The sequence below is a fragment of the Streptomyces sp. TP-A0356 genome (assembly GCF_001417775.1).
Taxonomy (GTDB): Bacteria; Actinomycetota; Actinomycetes; order Streptomycetales; family Streptomycetaceae; genus Streptomyces.
The window spans coordinates 16,570-33,539 of the sequence record NZ_BBZJ01000031.1 but is presented as its reverse complement, the minus strand read 5'-3'; the positions used below and the strand labels follow the sequence as shown (position 1 = coordinate 33,539).

The 16,970-nt window shown below is 68.5% G+C and carries 14 protein-coding genes and 4 pseudogenes; 12 read left to right on the top strand and 6 right to left on the bottom strand.

Annotated elements, in window-relative coordinates; translation table 11 throughout:
* Positions 1–560 precede the first annotated feature (560 nt).
* Both ASC56_RS40145 and ASC56_RS31515 read left to right on the top strand, forming a co-directional pair.
* Positions 561–671: pseudogene (locus ASC56_RS40145) on the top strand (3-hydroxyacyl-CoA dehydrogenase family protein); the annotation flags it as partial.
* Between the two features lie 76 nt (positions 672–747).
* Positions 748–1,740, top strand: a pseudogene (locus tag ASC56_RS31515) (IS3 family transposase).
* Here ASC56_RS31515 and ASC56_RS31510 read toward each other — a convergent pair.
* Positions 1,679–3,178 (bottom strand): recombinase family protein, encoded by a 1,500-nt coding sequence (locus ASC56_RS31510; RefSeq protein ID WP_055495002.1) that lies wholly within the window; start codon positions 3,176–3,178, stop codon positions 1,679–1,681. The pseudogene ASC56_RS31515 and the gene ASC56_RS31510 sit on opposite strands and share 62 nt — an antisense overlap.
* A gap of 299 nt (positions 3,179–3,477) precedes the next feature.
* On the opposite strand from ASC56_RS31510, the pseudogene ASC56_RS38650 reads away from it, so the two are divergent.
* The 3 genes and pseudogenes from ASC56_RS38650 to ASC56_RS31500 all read left to right on the top strand — a co-directional run.
* Positions 3,478–3,639 (top strand): annotated as a pseudogene (locus tag ASC56_RS38650) (IS5/IS1182 family transposase); the annotation flags it as partial.
* A 282-nt stretch (positions 3,640–3,921) separates the two neighbouring features.
* The gene (locus ASC56_RS31505) at positions 3,922–4,713 is read left to right on the top strand and encodes a hypothetical protein (RefSeq protein WP_234377145.1); all 792 of its coding nucleotides are present in this window, start codon (positions 3,922–3,924) and stop codon (positions 4,711–4,713) included.
* A 480-nt stretch (positions 4,714–5,193) separates the two neighbouring features.
* Positions 5,194–5,580: a helix-turn-helix transcriptional regulator gene (locus tag ASC56_RS31500; protein ID WP_055495001.1), complete on the top strand. Its 387-nt coding sequence runs from the start codon at positions 5,194–5,196 to the stop codon at positions 5,578–5,580.
* Positions 5,581–5,792: 212 nt separating this feature from the next.
* On the opposite strand, the gene ASC56_RS31495 is transcribed toward ASC56_RS31500, so the two are convergent.
* From ASC56_RS31495 to ASC56_RS40805, 3 genes are all read right to left on the bottom strand, one after another.
* Positions 5,793–7,412, bottom strand: a complete 1,620-nt coding sequence (locus ASC56_RS31495; RefSeq protein WP_055495000.1) for an LCP family protein — start codon at positions 7,410–7,412, stop codon at positions 5,793–5,795.
* Entirely contained in the window at positions 7,405–7,932 is a 528-nt protein-coding gene (locus ASC56_RS43255; protein ID WP_371330315.1) for a DUF6542 domain-containing protein, read from the bottom strand. The genes ASC56_RS31495 and ASC56_RS43255 overlap by 8 nt, the downstream gene beginning before the upstream one ends.
* Positions 7,933–8,466: 534 nt before the next feature.
* A complete protein-coding gene (locus tag ASC56_RS40805; RefSeq protein ID WP_159039743.1) occupies positions 8,467–8,640 on the bottom strand; it encodes a hypothetical protein in 174 nt (57 codons plus the stop codon).
* A gap of 32 nt (positions 8,641–8,672) precedes the next feature.
* On the opposite strand from ASC56_RS40805, the gene ASC56_RS42340 reads away from it, so the two are divergent.
* Entirely contained in the window at positions 8,673–8,852 is a 180-nt protein-coding gene (locus ASC56_RS42340; RefSeq protein WP_234377144.1) for an MgtC/SapB family protein, read from the top strand.
* A 258-nt stretch (positions 8,853–9,110) separates the two neighbouring features.
* Positions 9,111–9,389, top strand: a complete 279-nt coding sequence (locus ASC56_RS42335; RefSeq protein ID WP_234377143.1) for a hypothetical protein — start codon at positions 9,111–9,113, stop codon at positions 9,387–9,389.
* 475 nt (positions 9,390–9,864) lie between these two features.
* Here the strand turns inward: ASC56_RS42335 and ASC56_RS42330 are convergent.
* Positions 9,865–10,053: pseudogene (locus tag ASC56_RS42330) on the bottom strand (LytR family transcriptional regulator); the annotation flags it as partial.
* A 622-nt stretch (positions 10,054–10,675) separates the two neighbouring features.
* On the opposite strand from ASC56_RS42330, the gene ASC56_RS40800 reads away from it, so the two are divergent.
* The 5 genes from ASC56_RS40800 (at position 10,676) to ASC56_RS31475 (ending at position 14,636) form a co-directional block, all read left to right on the top strand.
* Positions 10,676–10,909 (top strand): hypothetical protein, encoded by a 234-nt coding sequence (locus tag ASC56_RS40800; protein ID WP_159039742.1) that lies wholly within the window; start codon positions 10,676–10,678, stop codon positions 10,907–10,909.
* 123 nt (positions 10,910–11,032) lie between these two features.
* Complete coding sequence (locus ASC56_RS42890) at positions 11,033–11,161, top strand: hypothetical protein (RefSeq protein WP_267887647.1); 129 nt, start codon at positions 11,033–11,035, stop codon at positions 11,159–11,161.
* Positions 11,154–11,351, top strand: a complete 198-nt coding sequence (locus tag ASC56_RS38645; protein ID WP_159039741.1) for a hypothetical protein — start codon at positions 11,154–11,156, stop codon at positions 11,349–11,351. Before ASC56_RS42890 ends, ASC56_RS38645 begins: the two co-directional genes overlap by 8 nt.
* A gap of 865 nt (positions 11,352–12,216) precedes the next feature.
* On the top strand, positions 12,217–12,753 hold the full coding sequence (locus ASC56_RS31480) for a Chromate resistance protein ChrB (RefSeq protein WP_199836116.1): 537 nt from the start codon (positions 12,217–12,219) through the stop codon (positions 12,751–12,753).
* Between the two features lie 491 nt (positions 12,754–13,244).
* Complete coding sequence (locus ASC56_RS31475) at positions 13,245–14,636, top strand: FtsW/RodA/SpoVE family cell cycle protein (protein ID WP_055495073.1); 1,392 nt, start codon at positions 13,245–13,247, stop codon at positions 14,634–14,636.
* 484 nt (positions 14,637–15,120) lie between these two features.
* Here the strand turns inward: ASC56_RS31475 and ASC56_RS31465 are convergent, their stop codons facing one another.
* On the bottom strand, positions 15,121–16,713 hold the full coding sequence (locus tag ASC56_RS31465) for an MFS transporter (RefSeq protein ID WP_063785030.1): 1,593 nt from the start codon (positions 16,711–16,713) through the stop codon (positions 15,121–15,123).
* Positions 16,714–16,970 lie beyond the last annotated feature (257 nt).

The following is a 16,970-nucleotide window of genomic DNA, read 5'->3' as shown; positions in this document are numbered from 1 at the left end:
CTGCGGCCCCGAGTCATGGTCTCGGCCTCGAACAGTGTCAATTCAATGGACACCAAACAGCACTCGCTGGGTCTGTTCCTACTCGACTCCCTTGAGCCCGTGGATTCAGGAAATTGAAGGCTCTTCAGTGGGAACCCGCGGGTCGGGTGCTGTGCTCTGCAGGGATCGACTCGTGAGTTGGCTCCGACTCACGGCGAGGCGTCCTGGCTCGTGGGCGTCGTCGCCTCGTGGAGATGCTCTCCAAATGGACCCAGGTACTGGTCATGGGCCAGGACGATTGCGTCCCCGAGGTTGAGGATGCGGATGGTGGCGTTGGGAAACTGGGCGGTGATGCCGATGGTGAAGTCGTAGTTGCCATGCTGGTTAGCGGATTTCTAGGACGGCGAGGATCTGCTGGCCGATGAACCGGGTCATAGGGAAGCGGGTCCCTCCCCGGAGGAGACATCAAGCATTCACCCGCCAGAGCCACACCCGCGACGATCAACGAGTCGAGCGGACATGTAGTCTATGAATCGGCGCAGTTCAGAGCCGGTATCCGGGCTCCTGCGGTCGGTAATATCGAATTCAAGGAGCCGCTGTACGCGCCGCCTCCGCTGCTGCTGCGCATGGTCGAGGCCGGTCTCCTCGGCAAGAAGACCGGCCGCGGCTTCCATGACTACGGGACTGGTTGAGCCCCCTGCGTGAGGCTGATCCTTTGGAGTGGACACCCTGACAATGGACCTTGATGGTCCAGGGAGGGATGCCCAGGTGGGACGCCAGTCTCCGTACCCGGAGGAGTTCCGGAAGGATGCCGTCGCGCTCTACCGCGCGTCCGGCGGCAAGCGCACGTACGCGGCGGTGGCCGCGGATCTCGGGATCACCGGGGAGACGCTGCGCACGTGGGTCCGCAAGGACACCGTTCGGTCCGCGCCCGAGTCGTCAGACAGCAGCGTGCAGAGTCCGGCTGAGGAGCTGACCCGGCTGCGAGCCGAGAACCAGCGGCTGCTGAAGGCAGAGAAGGAGTGGCAGCTGGAGCGGGAGATCTTGCGCCGGGCAGCCGCCTATTTCGCTCGGGAGGTGAAGTGAGCCCGCGCCGCTGGGACTTCGTCTCCGACAATCGTGCCGACTTCGGCGTGAAGCGGATATGCCAGGTCCTCGGCGTCTCCCGCTGCGGCTACTACCGGCACCAGGCCACCACGCAGGCCCGCGCTGCGCGTCAGGCCGAGCAGGCCGCTGCGGTCGCCGAGATCCGCGAGATCCAGCCGAACATTACGGCGCCTACGGCGCCCCGCGCATCCATGCCGAACTCCGCTCGCGGGGTCGGAAGATCAATCGCAAGCGTGTCACGCGCCTGATGCGCATCAACCAGATCGTCGGGCCGTCACCTGCGCCGCGCCAAGCGCACCACGATCGCGGACAAGACGGCCCCTCCCGCACGGGATCTGCTCATGCGCGACTTCACCGCGAAGACGTTGAACGCCCGGTGGTGCGGCGACATCACGTATATCGCCGGTCCGCCGCAGCATGGGCCGCGTCGGCTCGAGTTACGACAATGCCCTGGCCGAGTCGTTCTTCCAGGGCCTGAAACGGGAGCTGCTCCACGGACGACGCCTCACCTCGAAGGCGCAGACACGGCTGGAGCTGTTCCGCTGGCTGGCCTACTACAACCGGCGCCGCCGCCACTCTGCCCTCGGCTACCTCACGCCAGTCGAGTTCGAGCAACAGCTGATCTCATCACGTACGCTATCGCTCGTCGCATGAAACCCGGTGTCCACTCCCGAGGTTGAGCCTCAGCGAGCGCGTCCTCCCACTCCTTCTCCAACTGGCGCACGACCAGGCGGTTCTCCGGTTCGGCCAGGTGATGGCTGCGGCGGGCCCGGTCGGCGACCTGCGCGGCGCGTTCCAGCCGCTGCGACCACAATCGTTCCAGCTCGGCCCGTTCGGCCAGGACCTGGTCGGCCGCGTGCAGGGACACCTCGACGGCGGCGGGCGTCAGTGCCACCAGGACCTGCTGTTCGACGAAGGCGTCCACGCAGGCGGAGTTGAGCAGCTGGCAGCTCTTCTGGGCGCCGTAGTTGGTCACGTCCCGGGCGCACACGTACTCGGGCAGGGCCTTGCTGTGCTGGGTGTGGTAGCGCACGCTCATGCGCCGGTTGCAACGTCCGCAGTGCACCAGCCCGGCCGCGAGGGCGGGGCCGCCCCGGACCGCGCCCATGGCTTCGGCGCGGGCGCGGTTGGCCGCCAGTTTCGCTTCGTTCGCCTCGAACTGGGCAACGGTGATGTAGGCGGGCAGGACGTTCGGGATCATCACATGCCATCCGTCCCGGGAGCGGACGACCCGTCCGGTGCTCGGCCGGGCCGGGTCCTGGCGGCGCGGGTCGACCCGGCGCCGCCCGTAGGCGTAAATGCCGGCATAGGCGGGATTGTGCAGCAGGGTCTGCAGCGTCATCCGGTTCGGCCTTCGCCATTCCAGGGTGCCCTTGTCCGGCCCCTCCCGCAGCCGGATGCCCAACTGGATGTCGTTCTCGACGAGGTAGCGCAGGACGCCGTGCAACGTGCCGAGCCGCTCGAACTGCGCGAAGACAAGGCGGATCACGGTCTGCACCTGCTCGTCCGGGTCGAAGGCCACCTCCCCGGACGAGCGGCGGACATAGCCGCTGGGCAGGGGGAAGGCCAGCTCGCCGCGGCGGGCCTTGTTCAGACGTCCGCTCCACATCCGCTGCTTGATCAGGTGAAGTTCGGCCTCGCTCATCGTGCCCTTGAGTCCCAGCAGCAGCCTGTCGTTGTACTCGGCCGGGTCGTAGACCCCGTCGGTGTCCGCCAGTACCGCACCCGACAGGGCGCACAACTCGATCAGCTGGTACCAGTCCTTGCCGGAGCGGGCCAGGCGGGACATCTCGATCCCCAGCACGAGACCGACGTGGTCCAGCCCGATCTCGGTGACCAGACGCTGGAAGCCAGTGCGGGCGTGGGCACTCGAACCCGACCTGCCCAAGTCCTCGTCGATCACCAGGACCCGGTCCGCCTGCCAGCCCAGCGCGACCGCCCGGTCCACCAGCGCGTACTGCAACCGGGTCGACTCCTGGTGGTCGACGAGCTGCTGGCGGGTGGACTGCCGGACATAGATCACCGCGAGCCGCTGCAGGTGACGGTCGTCGATCTTGCTGCCGGGCCGCTCCCACGGCATCACCGAGGTCATCGCCGGTCCCGGTCACTCGCCGTCGCGGCGGCCGACAACGCGCGGCTCGCCAGCCGCACCAACTGCCCCACCACCGCCTGGCGGTTCACCTCCGGCAGTGCTGCCCACACCTGCCCGTCCGGCGCCACCGGAATCGTTCTCTGGGGCCGACGTCACTGTCGTCGCGCATGACGACCTGTTCCCCTCGTCACTCAGCCGGCCCCGCAACCGCCGGGCCACAGCGGCCAACCGCTGCAGACCCTCACGGCCGATTATCGGTGTCCACTCGCTGCTCTGACTATCCATAAGCGCAGTGTGCTTGGACGATAGAGCGGAGCCTGGGCTGGCTCATGATGCGCCGCCTCGCCCGCGACTACGAGACCCTCCCCGCCAGTTCCGAAGCGTTGATCTACATCGCCTCGATCTACAGCCTCACCAAGCGCATAACGGACGAGACCACACCCGCCTGGCGAGGCATCTATTGGAACATAAAGGGCAATACGGCCATACTAGATGCCCTCGCACGTGTTCACGGGGTTTCCCGGCCTGGTGTGTGCTGCATCCCGTTCTGGCGAGGGCTGGGCGGCGGCGCGACGCGCCTGCGGGGGAGGGGCTTGAGGTCGGACGCGCTGCGGACCCTCGTTCCAGGATGGCGAAGTGCTCGCGGCCGGGCAGCCGGTAAAGGCGTTGTGAGCCGGGGCTCCCGGTGATCATAATAGTTGCAGACTTGCGTAATGCGGCAAGCGTCTGGCGAGAATGGGGCCGTGACCATTCATGACACCAACACCCCGTCCCCGCAGGGCCCTGGCCCCGAGCACTGGACCGAGCTACTGCATGTCCGCCTGGAACGGATCGAGGGGCTACTCGTTCCGGCCGAGCAGGGATCCGAGTCCGAGCGTCCCGCGTGGCAGCGGCACACCCAGGGTGAGCAGCGTTGGGCAGTGATGGCGGCGCTGCTGGTTGCAATCTGGGTGCAGTGGGCGCTGCCGGAACGGTTGACCATCCGCCCGCACTGGCTGCTGCCCGCCCTGGAGTTGGTCCTGATGGCTGCGCTGTGGGTGGCCCATCCGCACCGGCGGATCGAGCACCGCTCCCGTCTCCTGCGCGCACTGGGCTTGCTGCTGGCCGCCGCGGTCAGCCTCGCCAACGGCTGGTCGGCCGTTATCTTGGTACGCGACCTGCTGCACGGCACCGAGGGCTCCAACGCCGCGGCCCTGCTGACGACCGGCGGCGGCATCTGGCTGACCAACATCATCGCCTTCAGCCTCTGGTACTGGGAGTGGGACCGAGGCGGTCCGGCAGCCCGTGCCCTGGGCACTCATCAGCACCCGGACTTCCTCTTCCCGCAGATGCAGCAGGAGGGCGTTGCGCCCGACGACTGGGAGCCGCAGTACATGGACTACCTCTATGTCGCCCTCACCAACGCCACGGCTTTCAGCCCCACCGACACCATGCCGCTGTCCCGCTGGGCGAAGCTGCTGATGTCAACACAGTCCACGATCTCGCTGCTGACCCTGGCGCTGATCATCGCGCGCGCGGTCGGGGTCCTGCAGTAACCCCGGCAGAACGCGCCACAGCAGGCCCCGAGCGACGCCTGATCCATCACCACGTGGTCAACGGTCGTGACCGTGCGATCGCCGATCGGCTCGGCTTGGTGATACGTAAGGTCGGGGTGATCGCGGAAGCGTCCGTCGCAGGGGTCTGAATCGGAAAATCACCCGTCCGTAGTGGCAGTTGCAAGCCACCGGCGAGTGGGCGGTCAGCCGGGACCTTCCAGGATCTGATGCCCGCCATCGCCCGCCACGTGGGACCGGGACGCTCACCACGGTCGCCTGCCCGGCGGAGTCGCCCGCCTTCCGGCACAGGGGACCGACGGTGGCGCCGTCCTGGGTGGCTGCGGCTGCCGGACCTCGTACGGCTCCGTCCGTCCCTGGCGGGATCGACGGGCCGTGCGCCCTGGCGATACACGCACCGGCGCCTACACTGGGTGCGTGTGCGTGTGTCGACTGTGACCTGTGAAGCGGCGGGAGAGGACCATGACGGTTGACGTCGGTGGCCTTCAGGATCCTCCCGCCGAAGCGGTAGCGCAGGCGGTCACCGCGTTCGGGCTGCTTTCCTCACGTTCCAGACTGCACATCATGTGGGCTTTGTCCCAGGGTGAGAGCGATGTCACCGGCCTGGCCGGCCGGGTGGACATGGCGCTGCCCGCGGTCAGCCAGCACCTGGCGAAGCTGAAGCTCGCCGGTCTCGTCGCCGCCCGCCCCGAGGGCCGACGGCAGGTCTACTACATTGATGACCCCGACATTGCCGCCACCATCGGCGCGATGGTCGCACTGCTCGCCGCGCGGGCAGAACAGAGGTCACTTCAGCCGTTGTCACCGCTGGAATCCGCCCCCGGGAGACCGGACCACAAGTCGGCATGACGTTCACCTGCGACGGCAGCGGACTGACGCTGGATGCTCGAACTTGACGTATGCCTCTGGCGGCTGACGGAGTGCCGTACGGTGTTGTCCACTGTGCAGGCAACGTTGGCCGCCGAGCGTGTACCGCGGGTCGGAGAAGACCCCCCGTCGGCAGACGGATGGACCTTGACGCCATGCGCCCGCCTGTTGTGAGGCCCGTTGCCGGGTGCGGGTCAGTTGACGCAGGGGATACCGCCCATTTTCACCGAGTCGCCTGCGAAGGCCGTCGACGGAACGGGCGAGGGCTCGCTCGCCGGTGCCGTGGCCTGTGTTGATCCGGAGGAGCCGGTCGAGGTCGTGGCGGGCGGGGTGAAGTCCGTGCCGAGAGTGATCTGGACTCGGCCGGCTGGGACCGAGGGGCTGTTGACGGGTGCCGCGGTGCCCAGGCGCTCGGCGATCTGCTGGGCTGCCGCCTGAGCGCCGGAGCCGTAAACGATCGTTGTGCTGTGCTGCGTGGCAGCGTTGGACGTTCGCCCGGCGGTGTAGCCCAGAGCCGCAAGGGCCCTGAGTTCCCCGGCGGCGGCGCCGGTTCTGCCGGAGCCGTTGAGGACATCCACGGTGGCGGGGGCGGCAGACGCGGCCGAGGACCGCTTCCCGGCCCCTGCGCCGTCGCTGGGCGAGGCGGACGCATCATGTCCGATCATCGCCTGGACGATCGACCTTATGTGTTGGGGATCGACGAGGTTGACCTCCTCGTTGTTGCGGTGGGCGAAACCGGCGATCGGCAGGGTGTGGAACTCCACCTTCCCGCCAGTCAGGTTGGTGGCCTGCTGGGCGAAGTCCAGCACGTTCAGCTTGCTGTCGATGACCAGGTCCTTCTTCACGACGCCGAACAGGCCCTGCAGCTTGCCGAGATCGCCGAACACCCCGTCGGTCTTCAGCTTGTGCGTGACGGAGGACAAGAACGCCTGCTGGCGGTGGGTGCGGTCGAGGTCGCCCATGAGGAGCCCGTGGCGCTGGCGTACGAAGGCCAGGGCCTGTTTGGGATTCAACTCCTGCATTCCGGCGGGGAAGTCGGCGCCGGAGTACCGGTCGTGCACCGGGTGCCTGAGGCAGACCTGGATCGGCTGGAGCACCTTGGCGATGTCGTAGAAACCGAGCAGGTTGACCTCGGCGAAGTGGTCGACCGGCACATCGAGGAACTTCTGCACGGTGACCAGGGTGGCTTCCCGCCCGGCCTCCCTGCTCTGCGCTTCGAGGTCAGGGCCCTTGACGCCCTGCGCGCTCAGCCTGTCGTGCGCGCTCGTGTAGGCGTTGGCATAGGCTTCCTTGATCTTGTAGTGGCCCTGGATGGATCCGTCGCCGTTGAACGTCTGGACGTAGTCGTCACGCGGGACGGAGAACGCCGTGACCTTCCCGCCGTCGGCGGGGATGTGCATCAGGATCAGCGTGTTGGTGTTGTAGTACCCGATATCGCTCGATCCTGCGTGCAGCTGGTCCTGCACGAACTCCTTCGGCAGATCGTTGCCGTTCATGTCCTTGCGGGAGTCCAGGCCGATCAGCAGCAGGTTCACCGAGTTGTCCAGATGGGGCGGCGCCCCCTTGTTGGCCGCGTCCAGCGCATCGGAGGTGTTCAGGCCGCCGTTGATCCAGGTGTAGGTGGCCCAGGTGACCCCACTGGCAAGCAGAACTGCCGCCGAGGTCACTCCGACCGCGACCCGCCCGGCCTTCACCCACGGCGAACGCCGTGCCGGCCTGCGGCCGCGCACCGTCGTGCCGCCCGCCGCGCCGTTGCGGCGCCGACCCGCCTCCGTCCTGCCCCGGCCCGCCCCGCTCCGGTGTACCTCAGGCACCGCTGCCCCTCCTGCTCCGCTGGGACCGGATCATGCGCACCACCAGCACAGCGATCACCGCAAGTTCAGCCCCTGCCATCGCCGGGAACGCGTCGATGCCCCAGTGCACCGCCGACGTGGTCAGCGCCCTGCGGGCACTCACGCCCGCGACCTGCTCGGTGACGACGGTGACCCCCATCACCACCAGCGGCGGCGCACACATAACCCACCAGGCGCCGGGCCGGGAACACTTCCCCGCAGTCACGCCCCCCGCGACGACCGCAGTGAGCGCGAACGCCCATCCCAGTCCCGATGCGAGCAGCTCGTCCACGCCGGCACCGACAACCGGCAGACCCCACACGAGGAGTCCCGCCCGGCCGGACGCCGCCGAGGGGACGCCGGATCTGCGACGTGACGACGCTGCCCGACGCGCCCGCGGGCCTGGCACACTGCGTGCTCCAGGGGGCGCCGCAGTAGACCTTACGTCGCTGCGGCAGAGGTACGTGTCCTTGCCGGCAGCGGCGGTGCGCTGGCCTGTCATCCGCATTCCTCGTCCGAATCCGCTGACGGTAATGGTGAACCGGGCCCGACTCGCGTACACAGCGCGCCGTGACTCGCGCCCTCGGTTTCCAAGACGGTCCGCGCCCAATGAATATTGCACAGTTGCGCAATATTGCAAGTGTAGAGCCTATGGCATGCGAGCGAACAGCGGCAATTCCCGCACGTCAGTGCCGCAGGAGACCTAGAGATGAGCCTGCACAGCGGGGGGGGGTGCGCAGCGATCCCCGCAAAGGACCGGGGCAAGCCTGTGCAAGACAGGTGATCCATTCCGGCGGCAGTCCTCCGTCAATCTGCCGATATCACCTATCCGCGCGCATATCGCGTAACTTCTGACACTACACGACAGGGCAGTCGGCAACGTCTCGGCCAGGCTCAGCAACCCTGCGCCGACCGCTCGACAGGGTTGATCAACCGGCTTCCGAGTTGACAGCCGAACGGCAGCAGTCGCCGACAGGGCGCCCTGGGTGGACCATCGCCACACCTGAAGACGGCCGGCCGCTCGTCCGGTCGACCGTCACTTCGGACCGCGGTAACCGCGCAACAGGAGCCAGGCAACGAGCGGGAGGCCGACGAGCAGCGCACCGAGGACGATCGACAGGAAGTGCGAGCCGAATGGCGCAGGGCCATGGCCGCCCACAGCAACAGCGGAAAGGTGGTCCGCGGCGGCGAGGATCGCAGTAGGGCGCATGACGTCAACTTACTCGGCTTGCTACAGCACCCTTGCGGGGCGGCCCTGCCCGGCAGAACGAGCGGAAACGCCGGCGCAGGGTCGAACGGCAGTGGCGCGCGGGGATGGCGGGCCTGCGCACCAACGCCCTGGTCTCGACCGGCGCCACCCTGTTCGTGCTCTACAGCGTCGCCATCGGGAACGTCGGCAGTCCCATCAGGGTCGCCTCCTAGATGGTGTCCGGGAACGGGTTCCTGGGCGGCGGGGTGATCCTGCGCGACGGCGCCGGAGGTGCGCAGCCTGAACACCGCCACCACCTTATGGCGTTCGGCCGCTGCCGGGATCCTGACCGCCTCCGGTCGGCTCGAACTGGCTGTGCTGGGCACGCTCGCCGTGCTGGCCGTGCACTTGGTCCTGCGCCCGGCCGGACGCCTGCTGGACCGGTCTCCGGCTGCCGGGTCCGACCCCGAACGCCCCATGTACGCACAAGCGTGCACCTGGGGTGCGAGCGCGGGACGGAGACCCACCTCCAAGCCCTCCTGCTGCAGGCCCAGGCCGTATTCGGACTAGCACCGATCGGGCTGCGGGCCCGCTACGAGGACGACGGCCAACTCGCCAGCTTGCGCGCCACCATCAATCACCACCAGGTCGGCGCCGCGCTGGAGCAGGTGATCTCCTGCCTCTCCCTGGAGCCAGGGGTGCGCGACCTGCACTGGCACCTGGACGACGCGGTCGAGTCGGACCGGCACCGGCACCAGGTGCTCATCTGACACAGGGATTCCAGAACCACTCGGGTAAGGGGCCCCGGGGTTCCGCCACCACCCGAGCAGGGCCGGGACATCCGAAAGGGAGGCGGTAGGCGATGAGGACCCCGCCCCACCCGCGCACGGGACACGGAGTCGCCGCACCCGGCGTGCTCACCTGGGTGGTGCTGGCGATGACCGCGCTGGCCGCCGCCCCGCGCGCCGAGTGGCCGATCACCGCGGGCGCTCTGGCCGACGGACACCGCCGCCTTCAGCGTGATCGCCGCCCTGTCGCACGCCCACCGGAAGGCCCGGGAGAAGGCCGTGCGTCGGCTGGTGCAGGCGGCCGACAAGTCCTGCTCCACCGCCCGCGCGATGGAGGGGTTGCCGTGGAGGCCACCCACCCGCTGCTGCTCGGTTCAGCGGCGCTTCCCGCATTCCTCACGGTTGGGATGCCAAATCCGCGATGTTCGACGCTTCGCATTAGCTGACCACGGGTTCATCCACCTGAGACATCCTTCATTGCCAGCTTCAGCTTCGCCAGGTCGTACAGGCTCATGCCCCTGTCGACGCTCAGCGTCTCCAGCCCTGCGCCCAGGACGGGGTACAGCTTGAACGGGTTCAGCAACGTCCCCGGCGTCGCCCTCTGCTGGGCGACCGCGTGCAGGAACTGCTGCTGGTGCTTCTCGCGGCCAATGGAATTGTCACAGCACTGCCATTTCTCTATTACGAGTAATTTCGATCTACGCCCTGGCGCGAATCGGTGGTCAGCGGGTGCCCCAAGTGCCGCTGCTCGATCGCCTCCATTACGGCGGACACATTCGCAGGCGGGTTGGCAGCGCACTTGCCCTAGATGCGCTCAGGTCAAGCAGCACCACAACCTCGTCACCGCTCACCGCCGTCGGCCTCCTTTGCCTGGTCTGGGTGAAAAATCCAGGTACCAGCCGCATGCTTGCCTCCGCGGCGCGCGCCCAATCGCCAACAGTGTCGTGCCGGGAAATGTCCGCCCGTGGGACCCGCACGGGAACGCTCGCGTTGACCATTTCCTGCCTGCTGGAGGGCAGTCAATTCGCCGAATGACTCCCGCCAGTCCTGGTGGACACCAGCGATACACCATCTACGACTCAACTCGCCTCCGTTTCCTGCGCCGTCGCCGCGTCCACGTCACCCTCCCCGCCGCACCGCGACAAACCGCGAAGAAAGAGAAGAAGGCTCAACCTTCAGATCGGCCAAACTATCCCGTGCTCAGGATGCGAACTGCGGGGAGCGGTGCCAAAAATCGAAATAGTGACGTCGACAGAAAGGTTGCCGACATGAGCAGCAGGATCGTACGCGCTCTGGCCGCCAGTGTCGCCGCAGGCATGCTGGCCAGCGGAGCAGCGGTGGCCTCCACGAGTTGCGCCTTCGCGGTACCGGCACATGCCAGAGCGGCTGGCAGTCAGCACGCGCCCGCACCTGACCCCACGAAGACGCCGAAACACAAGAAGTGCCCCAAGGGCCAGCACTACACGAAGGTCAACGGCAAGTGGGGCTGCCACAAGAAGTAGCAACCGTGCCGGGCGCCGGGGGACATGTCCCCGGCGCCCGCGCCCAGTGCGCAGAACACGGCAGGGTCGTGGAGTCAGTCGAGCGGGAGGGGTTTCTTGAGGAGCTGGGCGAGTCCCTGACCGTTGACCGAGCCGCTTCAGCTGCTGCTGATCGTGGTCGGGGTGCTGCCGGCCGTGTTCGGGGAGGTCTCGGACGCGGTCGCGATCTTCGTGGTGATCGCCATGGTTGCGCTCGCCGAGACGAGTGGGTAAGTGGCGGGCCGGACGCGCGGTCGACGCCCTGCACGATCTGACAGCACCCGCCGCCCGTGTCCTGCGGGACGGCGCCCCGGTCCAGCTGTCCGTCGAGGCGGTGGTGGTTTGGGATGTGGTGCTGCTGGAGGCGGGGGACGTGGTGCCCGCTGATGCCCGGGTTGGCTGCTGGTGGACGAGTCGTCACTGACCGGGGAGGCCGAGCTGGTCGGAGCCGTTCGCGGCCCGGGCGCACCTGGCCGAGCGGTCGAGCATGGCGTATGCCGGCGCGGCTGTCGGACCGGGTCGGGGCGCGCTCTCGGCGCCCTCTCGTGCACCACCGTCGGCGCGGACACCGAGCTGGGCCGGCTGGGCCGTTTGGCCCGGGAGCGTGAGCCCGCCCTCCGTTGCAGAAGCTCGGCGTCTACAACGGCACCACCGCCGCCATCGCGGCCACCACCGACTACACCACCACCGTCATCCGCTACGGCACCGGCCAGCACGACGAGGCGGCCACCCTCGCCCAACTCTTCCACGGCGCCCAGCTGGTCGCCACCTCGACGGAGGGCCTGACGCTGATCCTCGGCCAGGACTGCGTCACCGGGCATTCCGCCTCGGCCGACTCGCCGTCCGAAGACAACTACGTCGACCGTCAACCAGGGGGCCCCGTCCGCGAACGACGACCCGTGCGCCAAACTCTCCTACGGATGACCCGCTGGAGACGTGCTACGAAGAAGGGCCGCGAGCATGCGAGGACACGCGAAACGACAGCGTGGCGCGTTCGCCTGGGCGATCCCGCTCGCTGTGCTCGCGGCCAGCACCGCAACCGTGGTCGTGATCGGCACCCAGCAGGAATCCGGCGTGGAGGTCAGCGCGCAGGTCCCTCGCGCCCGGCCGTTGCTCGCACCCCCCGGCAGCACGGTCACTGCACCCGGCCGGGACATCGGACACCAGAAGCCGAAGGCCGGCCTGACCAGGCACCACGGCGGGACCGTCACCCGCGCACAGCGCCATACGGTCGACCCATGCACGGGCCTACGAGCGCAGCCCCAGACGAACGCTTCCCGCTCATCTCGGTGAGCGCCGCCTCGGCCCGCGACACCACCCGCGTCCGGGTCTGGCTCAAGCTGCGCTCTCTCGGCACCCTCGACCTGCAGCAGACCGTCTGCCTGCTGCCCGACCGCGACCCCGTCCGCCAACAGGTCAGCCGCCTGCTTCGCTCCGTCCGCGACGACGGCAAAACCGCCCGTTCCGTGTCCATCTTCATCAACGACCCCACGAACACGCCGAGCCGGTGGCCGAGTTCAACGCGGCACGCGACGACGAATACGCCGAAGTCGTCGCACGCACCCGCCGACCTCCTGGAGGTGCTCCAGCAGGAGACCGCCTGCGGACGTGCCACCTACGCCGAGGTCGAGGAATCCGATGCGGCCCTGGAACGTTTCCACCAATGGCTCGCCAAGATCTCCGCCCGCGACTACGTCGAAGCCAAAGGCGCCGCAGCCGCTCGAGAGGCAGTGGAACACTGCCGCGCCGCACTGCAGGCCTTCGAAGACGCCGCCATCACAGCGGAGACGGGCCCGCGTTCGGCAGCGCGCAGAGCCCGAGCGTGACCGCTCAGTCTGGCCGGCGGAAGCCTCGAAGGATCTCTTCCTCGGTGCTCGGGCGCTGTGCCTCCACTTCTCGGCGGATACGGCGCGAGGGAATGAACGCGTACAGGTCCACGGTGCCGGGCGAATCGGCAAGGCGGGGGCGGTCAGCGCGTATCCAGGCCGCGACGTCCTCGTCAGCCGAGGAGCGGGCGGCAGCCCCACGGCCTGCGTCGGCGCCGGGCAGCCGCGCCCTCCGCCCTTGCCGCATTGAGCGGCGCCCGTCACATCTCTTACTTGCAGACTGACGCAAGTGAGCAACTATTATGACGAGGCCCACACGGAGGAACCAGGGCCGGTTGCCCGCCGTCTTCTGACGGGCTACGACCGCCATCGCCGGGGACCACGCACTCCCCAGGCTCGTGGTACCCAAGGGTGGAGGCTCTATGGTGCGGAATCTGAGGGAGACCGGCTTGCCGTCGCCGGAGGCGCGTGAGACGGACGCCGAGCGGACCATGTCCATCGAGGCGTTTGCGCTGGCGCCGGACCGGCGGCGCACGGAGGCGTGGCTGCTCGTCCTGGTCGTGCTGATCACCGTGGGCGGGTACGCGTATGTCGGACTGTCCATGCAGGGCGGAGTGCCGTCCGGGCTGGCCGGGTTCGGGGTGGCTGTCTTCCTGCTCGCGCTCATCCCGCACATCGCGGTGCGGCTGTGGGCACCGCGGGCCGATCCGCTCATCCTGCCGATAGCCCTCCTGCTGACCGGTCTCGGCCTGGTACTGCTGCACCGCCTCGACATCACGTACGCGGCCAAGCGCTATTTGCACATAGCCCAAGCGGGCAACGGTCAGTTGATGTGGACCGTGATCGGCGTGGGCGTGTGCATCGGCGTACTCCTCGCCCTGCGCGACCACCGATGGCTGCAGCGCTACCTCTACGTGATGATGACCATCGCTTTGGTGCTGCTGATGGCCCCGGCGTTCTTCGGGGCCGACCAGTTCGGCGCCAAACGGTGGATCCTGCTGGGGCCACTGTCACTGCAGCCCGGCGAGTTCGTGAAGATCATGATCGCGGTGTTCTTCGCCGGCTACCTCACCGTCAACCGCGACGCGTTGGCCCTCACCGGGCGCCGCGTGCTCGGCATGCGACTGCCCCCAGGGCGGCAGATGGGCCCGATCGTCACCATCTGGATCCTCAGCCTGCTGGTACTCATCTTCGAACGCGACCTGGGCACCTCACTGATCTTCTTCGGCCTCTTCGTGATCATGCTGTATCTCGCCACCGAGCGCACCAGCTGGGTGGTGTTCGGCGTCGTCATGTTCGCCGTTGGCGCCTTCGTCGTCGGCTCGCTGGAGCCACATGTCCACGGCCGGGTGGTGGCCTGGTTGCACCCCATGGACGCCCTCACCCCCAAGGGTCAGGCAGCCGGCATGTCCGACCAGCTGGCCAAGGCCCTGTTCAGCTTCGGCAGCGGCGGCGTCACCGGCACCGGTCTCGGCCAGGGTCACCCCGAGCTGATCGGCTTCGCCGGGAACAGTGACTTCATCCTCACCACCGTCGGCGAGGAACTCGGCGCGGCCGGCGTGATGGCGGTCATCCTCCTGTACGCAATTCTGGCCCAACGCGGCCTGCGCGCCGGGCTCGTGGCCCGCGACCCGTTCGGCAAACTGCTCGCCGTGGGGCTGGCCAGCGCCCTGCTGCTGCAGGTCTTCGTCGTCTCCGGCGGTGTGCTTGGCCTGATCCCGCTCACTGGCAAGGCCCTGCCGTTCCTCGCCAAGGGCGGCTCATCCATGGTCGCCAACTGGCTCACGGTGGCCGTCCTGCTCCGCATCAGCGACAGCGCACAACGCCGCAGGGAACCCGAGACGCCCCGGACAGCAACGCGCGAACCGGTCCCGCAGACGTAACACCCCATGAGCTGACCGGCCGGTAACAACGCTACCTCGCCCTGCCCCTCGCCGCGGAGGTACGACGGCCATCGGCGGACCGTTGTCTCGGCCGCGGTCGCCGTCCTGCGTTCCGTGTAATTCGCTATGCCTAAAGCCTGTCCAGCATCTGATCAGTGGGGGGCGCGGCGGCCAGATGGAGACGTTGGACAACGCCTCGTGTCAGCAGCATTCCGCTGCTGGTCACGAGGGCATAGGCGGCGGGACCGATCCTCATGCCGGAGATTCGTCGGCCCTGCGTGCTCTCGACGATGGCCGGCCGGGTTGCCGCTCGCAGGGCCTTCCAGGCAAGACTCGTCTCCTTGGACAGGAGCTGATGTCTCTCAGGCCCGACCTGCTGCTCGAACCAGCGCACTGCGAGACGGCCGGCCTCGAAGACTTCGCCCTTGCAGTCCTGAATGCGGCGTGAGCAAAGGAATTGCACGACGGCCGAGTGCCCGATGGCTCATGCGGGGGTCGGGGCGCTCTCCGCGCCGCCGACCGGCGCGTCGGCCGCGGCCGGCGGCTGCTCGGCCGCCCGCTTGGCGGACCGCGCCCCGACGGTGGCCACCAGCACGGCGGCGAGGGCGCAGAATCCGGCCAGGATCCACAGCACCTCGTGCAGGGCGCCGGTGTAGCTCGCCTCGGCCACCGACGTCAGCGCGGCCTTGGAGCCCTGCGGCACGGAGCGCAGGGCGGCGGCGAGCTGGCCCTGGTTGAGCTGGTCGGCGAGCCCGGCGGGCGCGGCGCCACGCAGCGCGGAGTCGCCGGCGAGCCTCCCGGTGAGCTGGCTGCCCGTCAGGCTGACCAGCAGCGAGCCGACGACGGCGATGGCGATGGCCTCACCGGCCAGCCGCATCGTGTTGAACATGCCGGCCGCCATGCCCGCCCGGGACGGCTCCACGCTAGCCACCGCAGCGCCGTCCATCACGCCGAACGAGACGCCGACCCCGGTGCCGATCACCAGGAACGGCCCGAGCACCAACCAGTTGGAGGCGCCCGGCGCGATGACGACCAGCCAGGCGGTGCCGGCCGCGGTGAGCGCCACGGCGAGCGTCACCATGTGCCGGATCGGGATCCACCGCAGCGCGTAGCCGGTGATCAGCGGGAAGACTAGCGTCGGCACGGTCAGCATCAGCAGGTCCACGCCGGCGTGGAAGGTGGACTCGCTGTTGACCGACGTCAGGTAGCTGGGCAGGTAGACCAGCAGCGGGGTGAAGCCGAAGACCAGCGAGACCACCGCGACGCACAGTGAGACGAACTGCGGCTGCCGGAACAGGCTGAGGTCGAACATCGGGTGCCGGCGCCGGCCCTCCACCACCACGAAGGCCACCAGCAGCGCGGCGCACAGCACATACGCGGTGACGTTGAGCGGGGAGCCCCAGCCGCTCTGCGGGCCCTCGAGCAGCGCCCAGATCAGCGTCGCCAGCGCGCCGGTGAAGCTGATCATGCCCGGCCAGTCCACCGTCTTGCCCTCCGGGTCGGACGACTCCGGCAGCAGGAACGACAGGGCGAGCACCACGGCACCGGCGATGGCGGGCACCAGGAAGATGGCGCGCCAGCCGAACGACGTCTGCAGCGCACCGGCGATGAACGGACCGAACGCGAGCCCGGCGCCAACCGCGGCACCGAAGACGGAGAACGCCCGCGCCAGCGCCGGGCCCTGGAACAGGCTCGCCAGCAGGGCGCTGCCCGAGGTCAGCACGGCGGCCGCGCCGATGCCCGCGATCGCGCGCGCGACATCGAGCGTCACGATGCCGGTGGAGACCGCGGAGATCAGCGAGCAGACCGCGAAGACCGCGTTGCCCAGCGCAAACAGCCGGCGCCTGCCGAACAGGTCGGCGAGCGAACCGGTCGTCAGCATGAAGGCGGCGAAGGTGAGATCGTAGCCGTTCACGATCCACTGGCCGGCCGCCAGGCTGTTGTGGAACTCCGCGGCCACTCCGGGCATCGCCACCGACGAACCGGTGAGCGACACCGGCAGCATGATGGTGGCGATGCACACCGCCAGGAGGCCGAGTACCGAATGACGGCGGTTACCTTCCGAACTGCTTCCCATGGATTCTTTCTTTCCTCGTGAACGTGGCGGACCGGAACCTGCGGCAGCCTGCGTCGGAGAAGGCGCTGCCAGCGTAGGGCGGACCGCCGGGACGGATGTCAGTACCGCCGGTACTCGGTGGCCGGAACCGTGCGCCGGCCGGGGAGCGGCCGCCCGGCCGGCGCGGCGGGCGGCAATCCGGTACCGCCGGTACTAACGCGCCGGACGGTCCGCGTCCGAGAATGGGGCGGACTTTCTTCTCCTTGTTTCCTTCTTCT

Coding starts and splice junctions, on each gene's coding strand:
- ASC56_RS31510 (WP_055495002.1), bottom strand. CDS start 3,178: ATGACCTCGGTGATGCCGTGGGAGCGGCCCGGCAGCAAGATCGACGAC.
- ASC56_RS31500 (WP_055495001.1), top strand. CDS start 5,194: ATGACGGTTGACGTCGGTGGCCTTCAGGATCCTCCCGCCGAAGCGGTA.
- ASC56_RS43255 (WP_371330315.1), bottom strand. CDS start 7,932: ATGACAGGCCAGCGCACCGCCGCTGCCGGCAAGGACACGTACCTCTGC.
- ASC56_RS40805 (WP_159039743.1), bottom strand. CDS start 8,640: ATGCGCCCTACTGCGATCCTCGCCGCCGCGGACCACCTTTCCGCTGTT.
- ASC56_RS40800 (WP_159039742.1), top strand. CDS start 10,676: ATGAGCAGCAGGATCGTACGCGCTCTGGCCGCCAGTGTCGCCGCAGGC.
- ASC56_RS31475 (WP_055495073.1), top strand. CDS start 13,245: ATGTCCATCGAGGCGTTTGCGCTGGCGCCGGACCGGCGGCGCACGGAG.
- ASC56_RS31465 (WP_063785030.1), bottom strand. CDS start 16,713: ATGGGAAGCAGTTCGGAAGGTAACCGCCGTCATTCGGTACTCGGCCTC.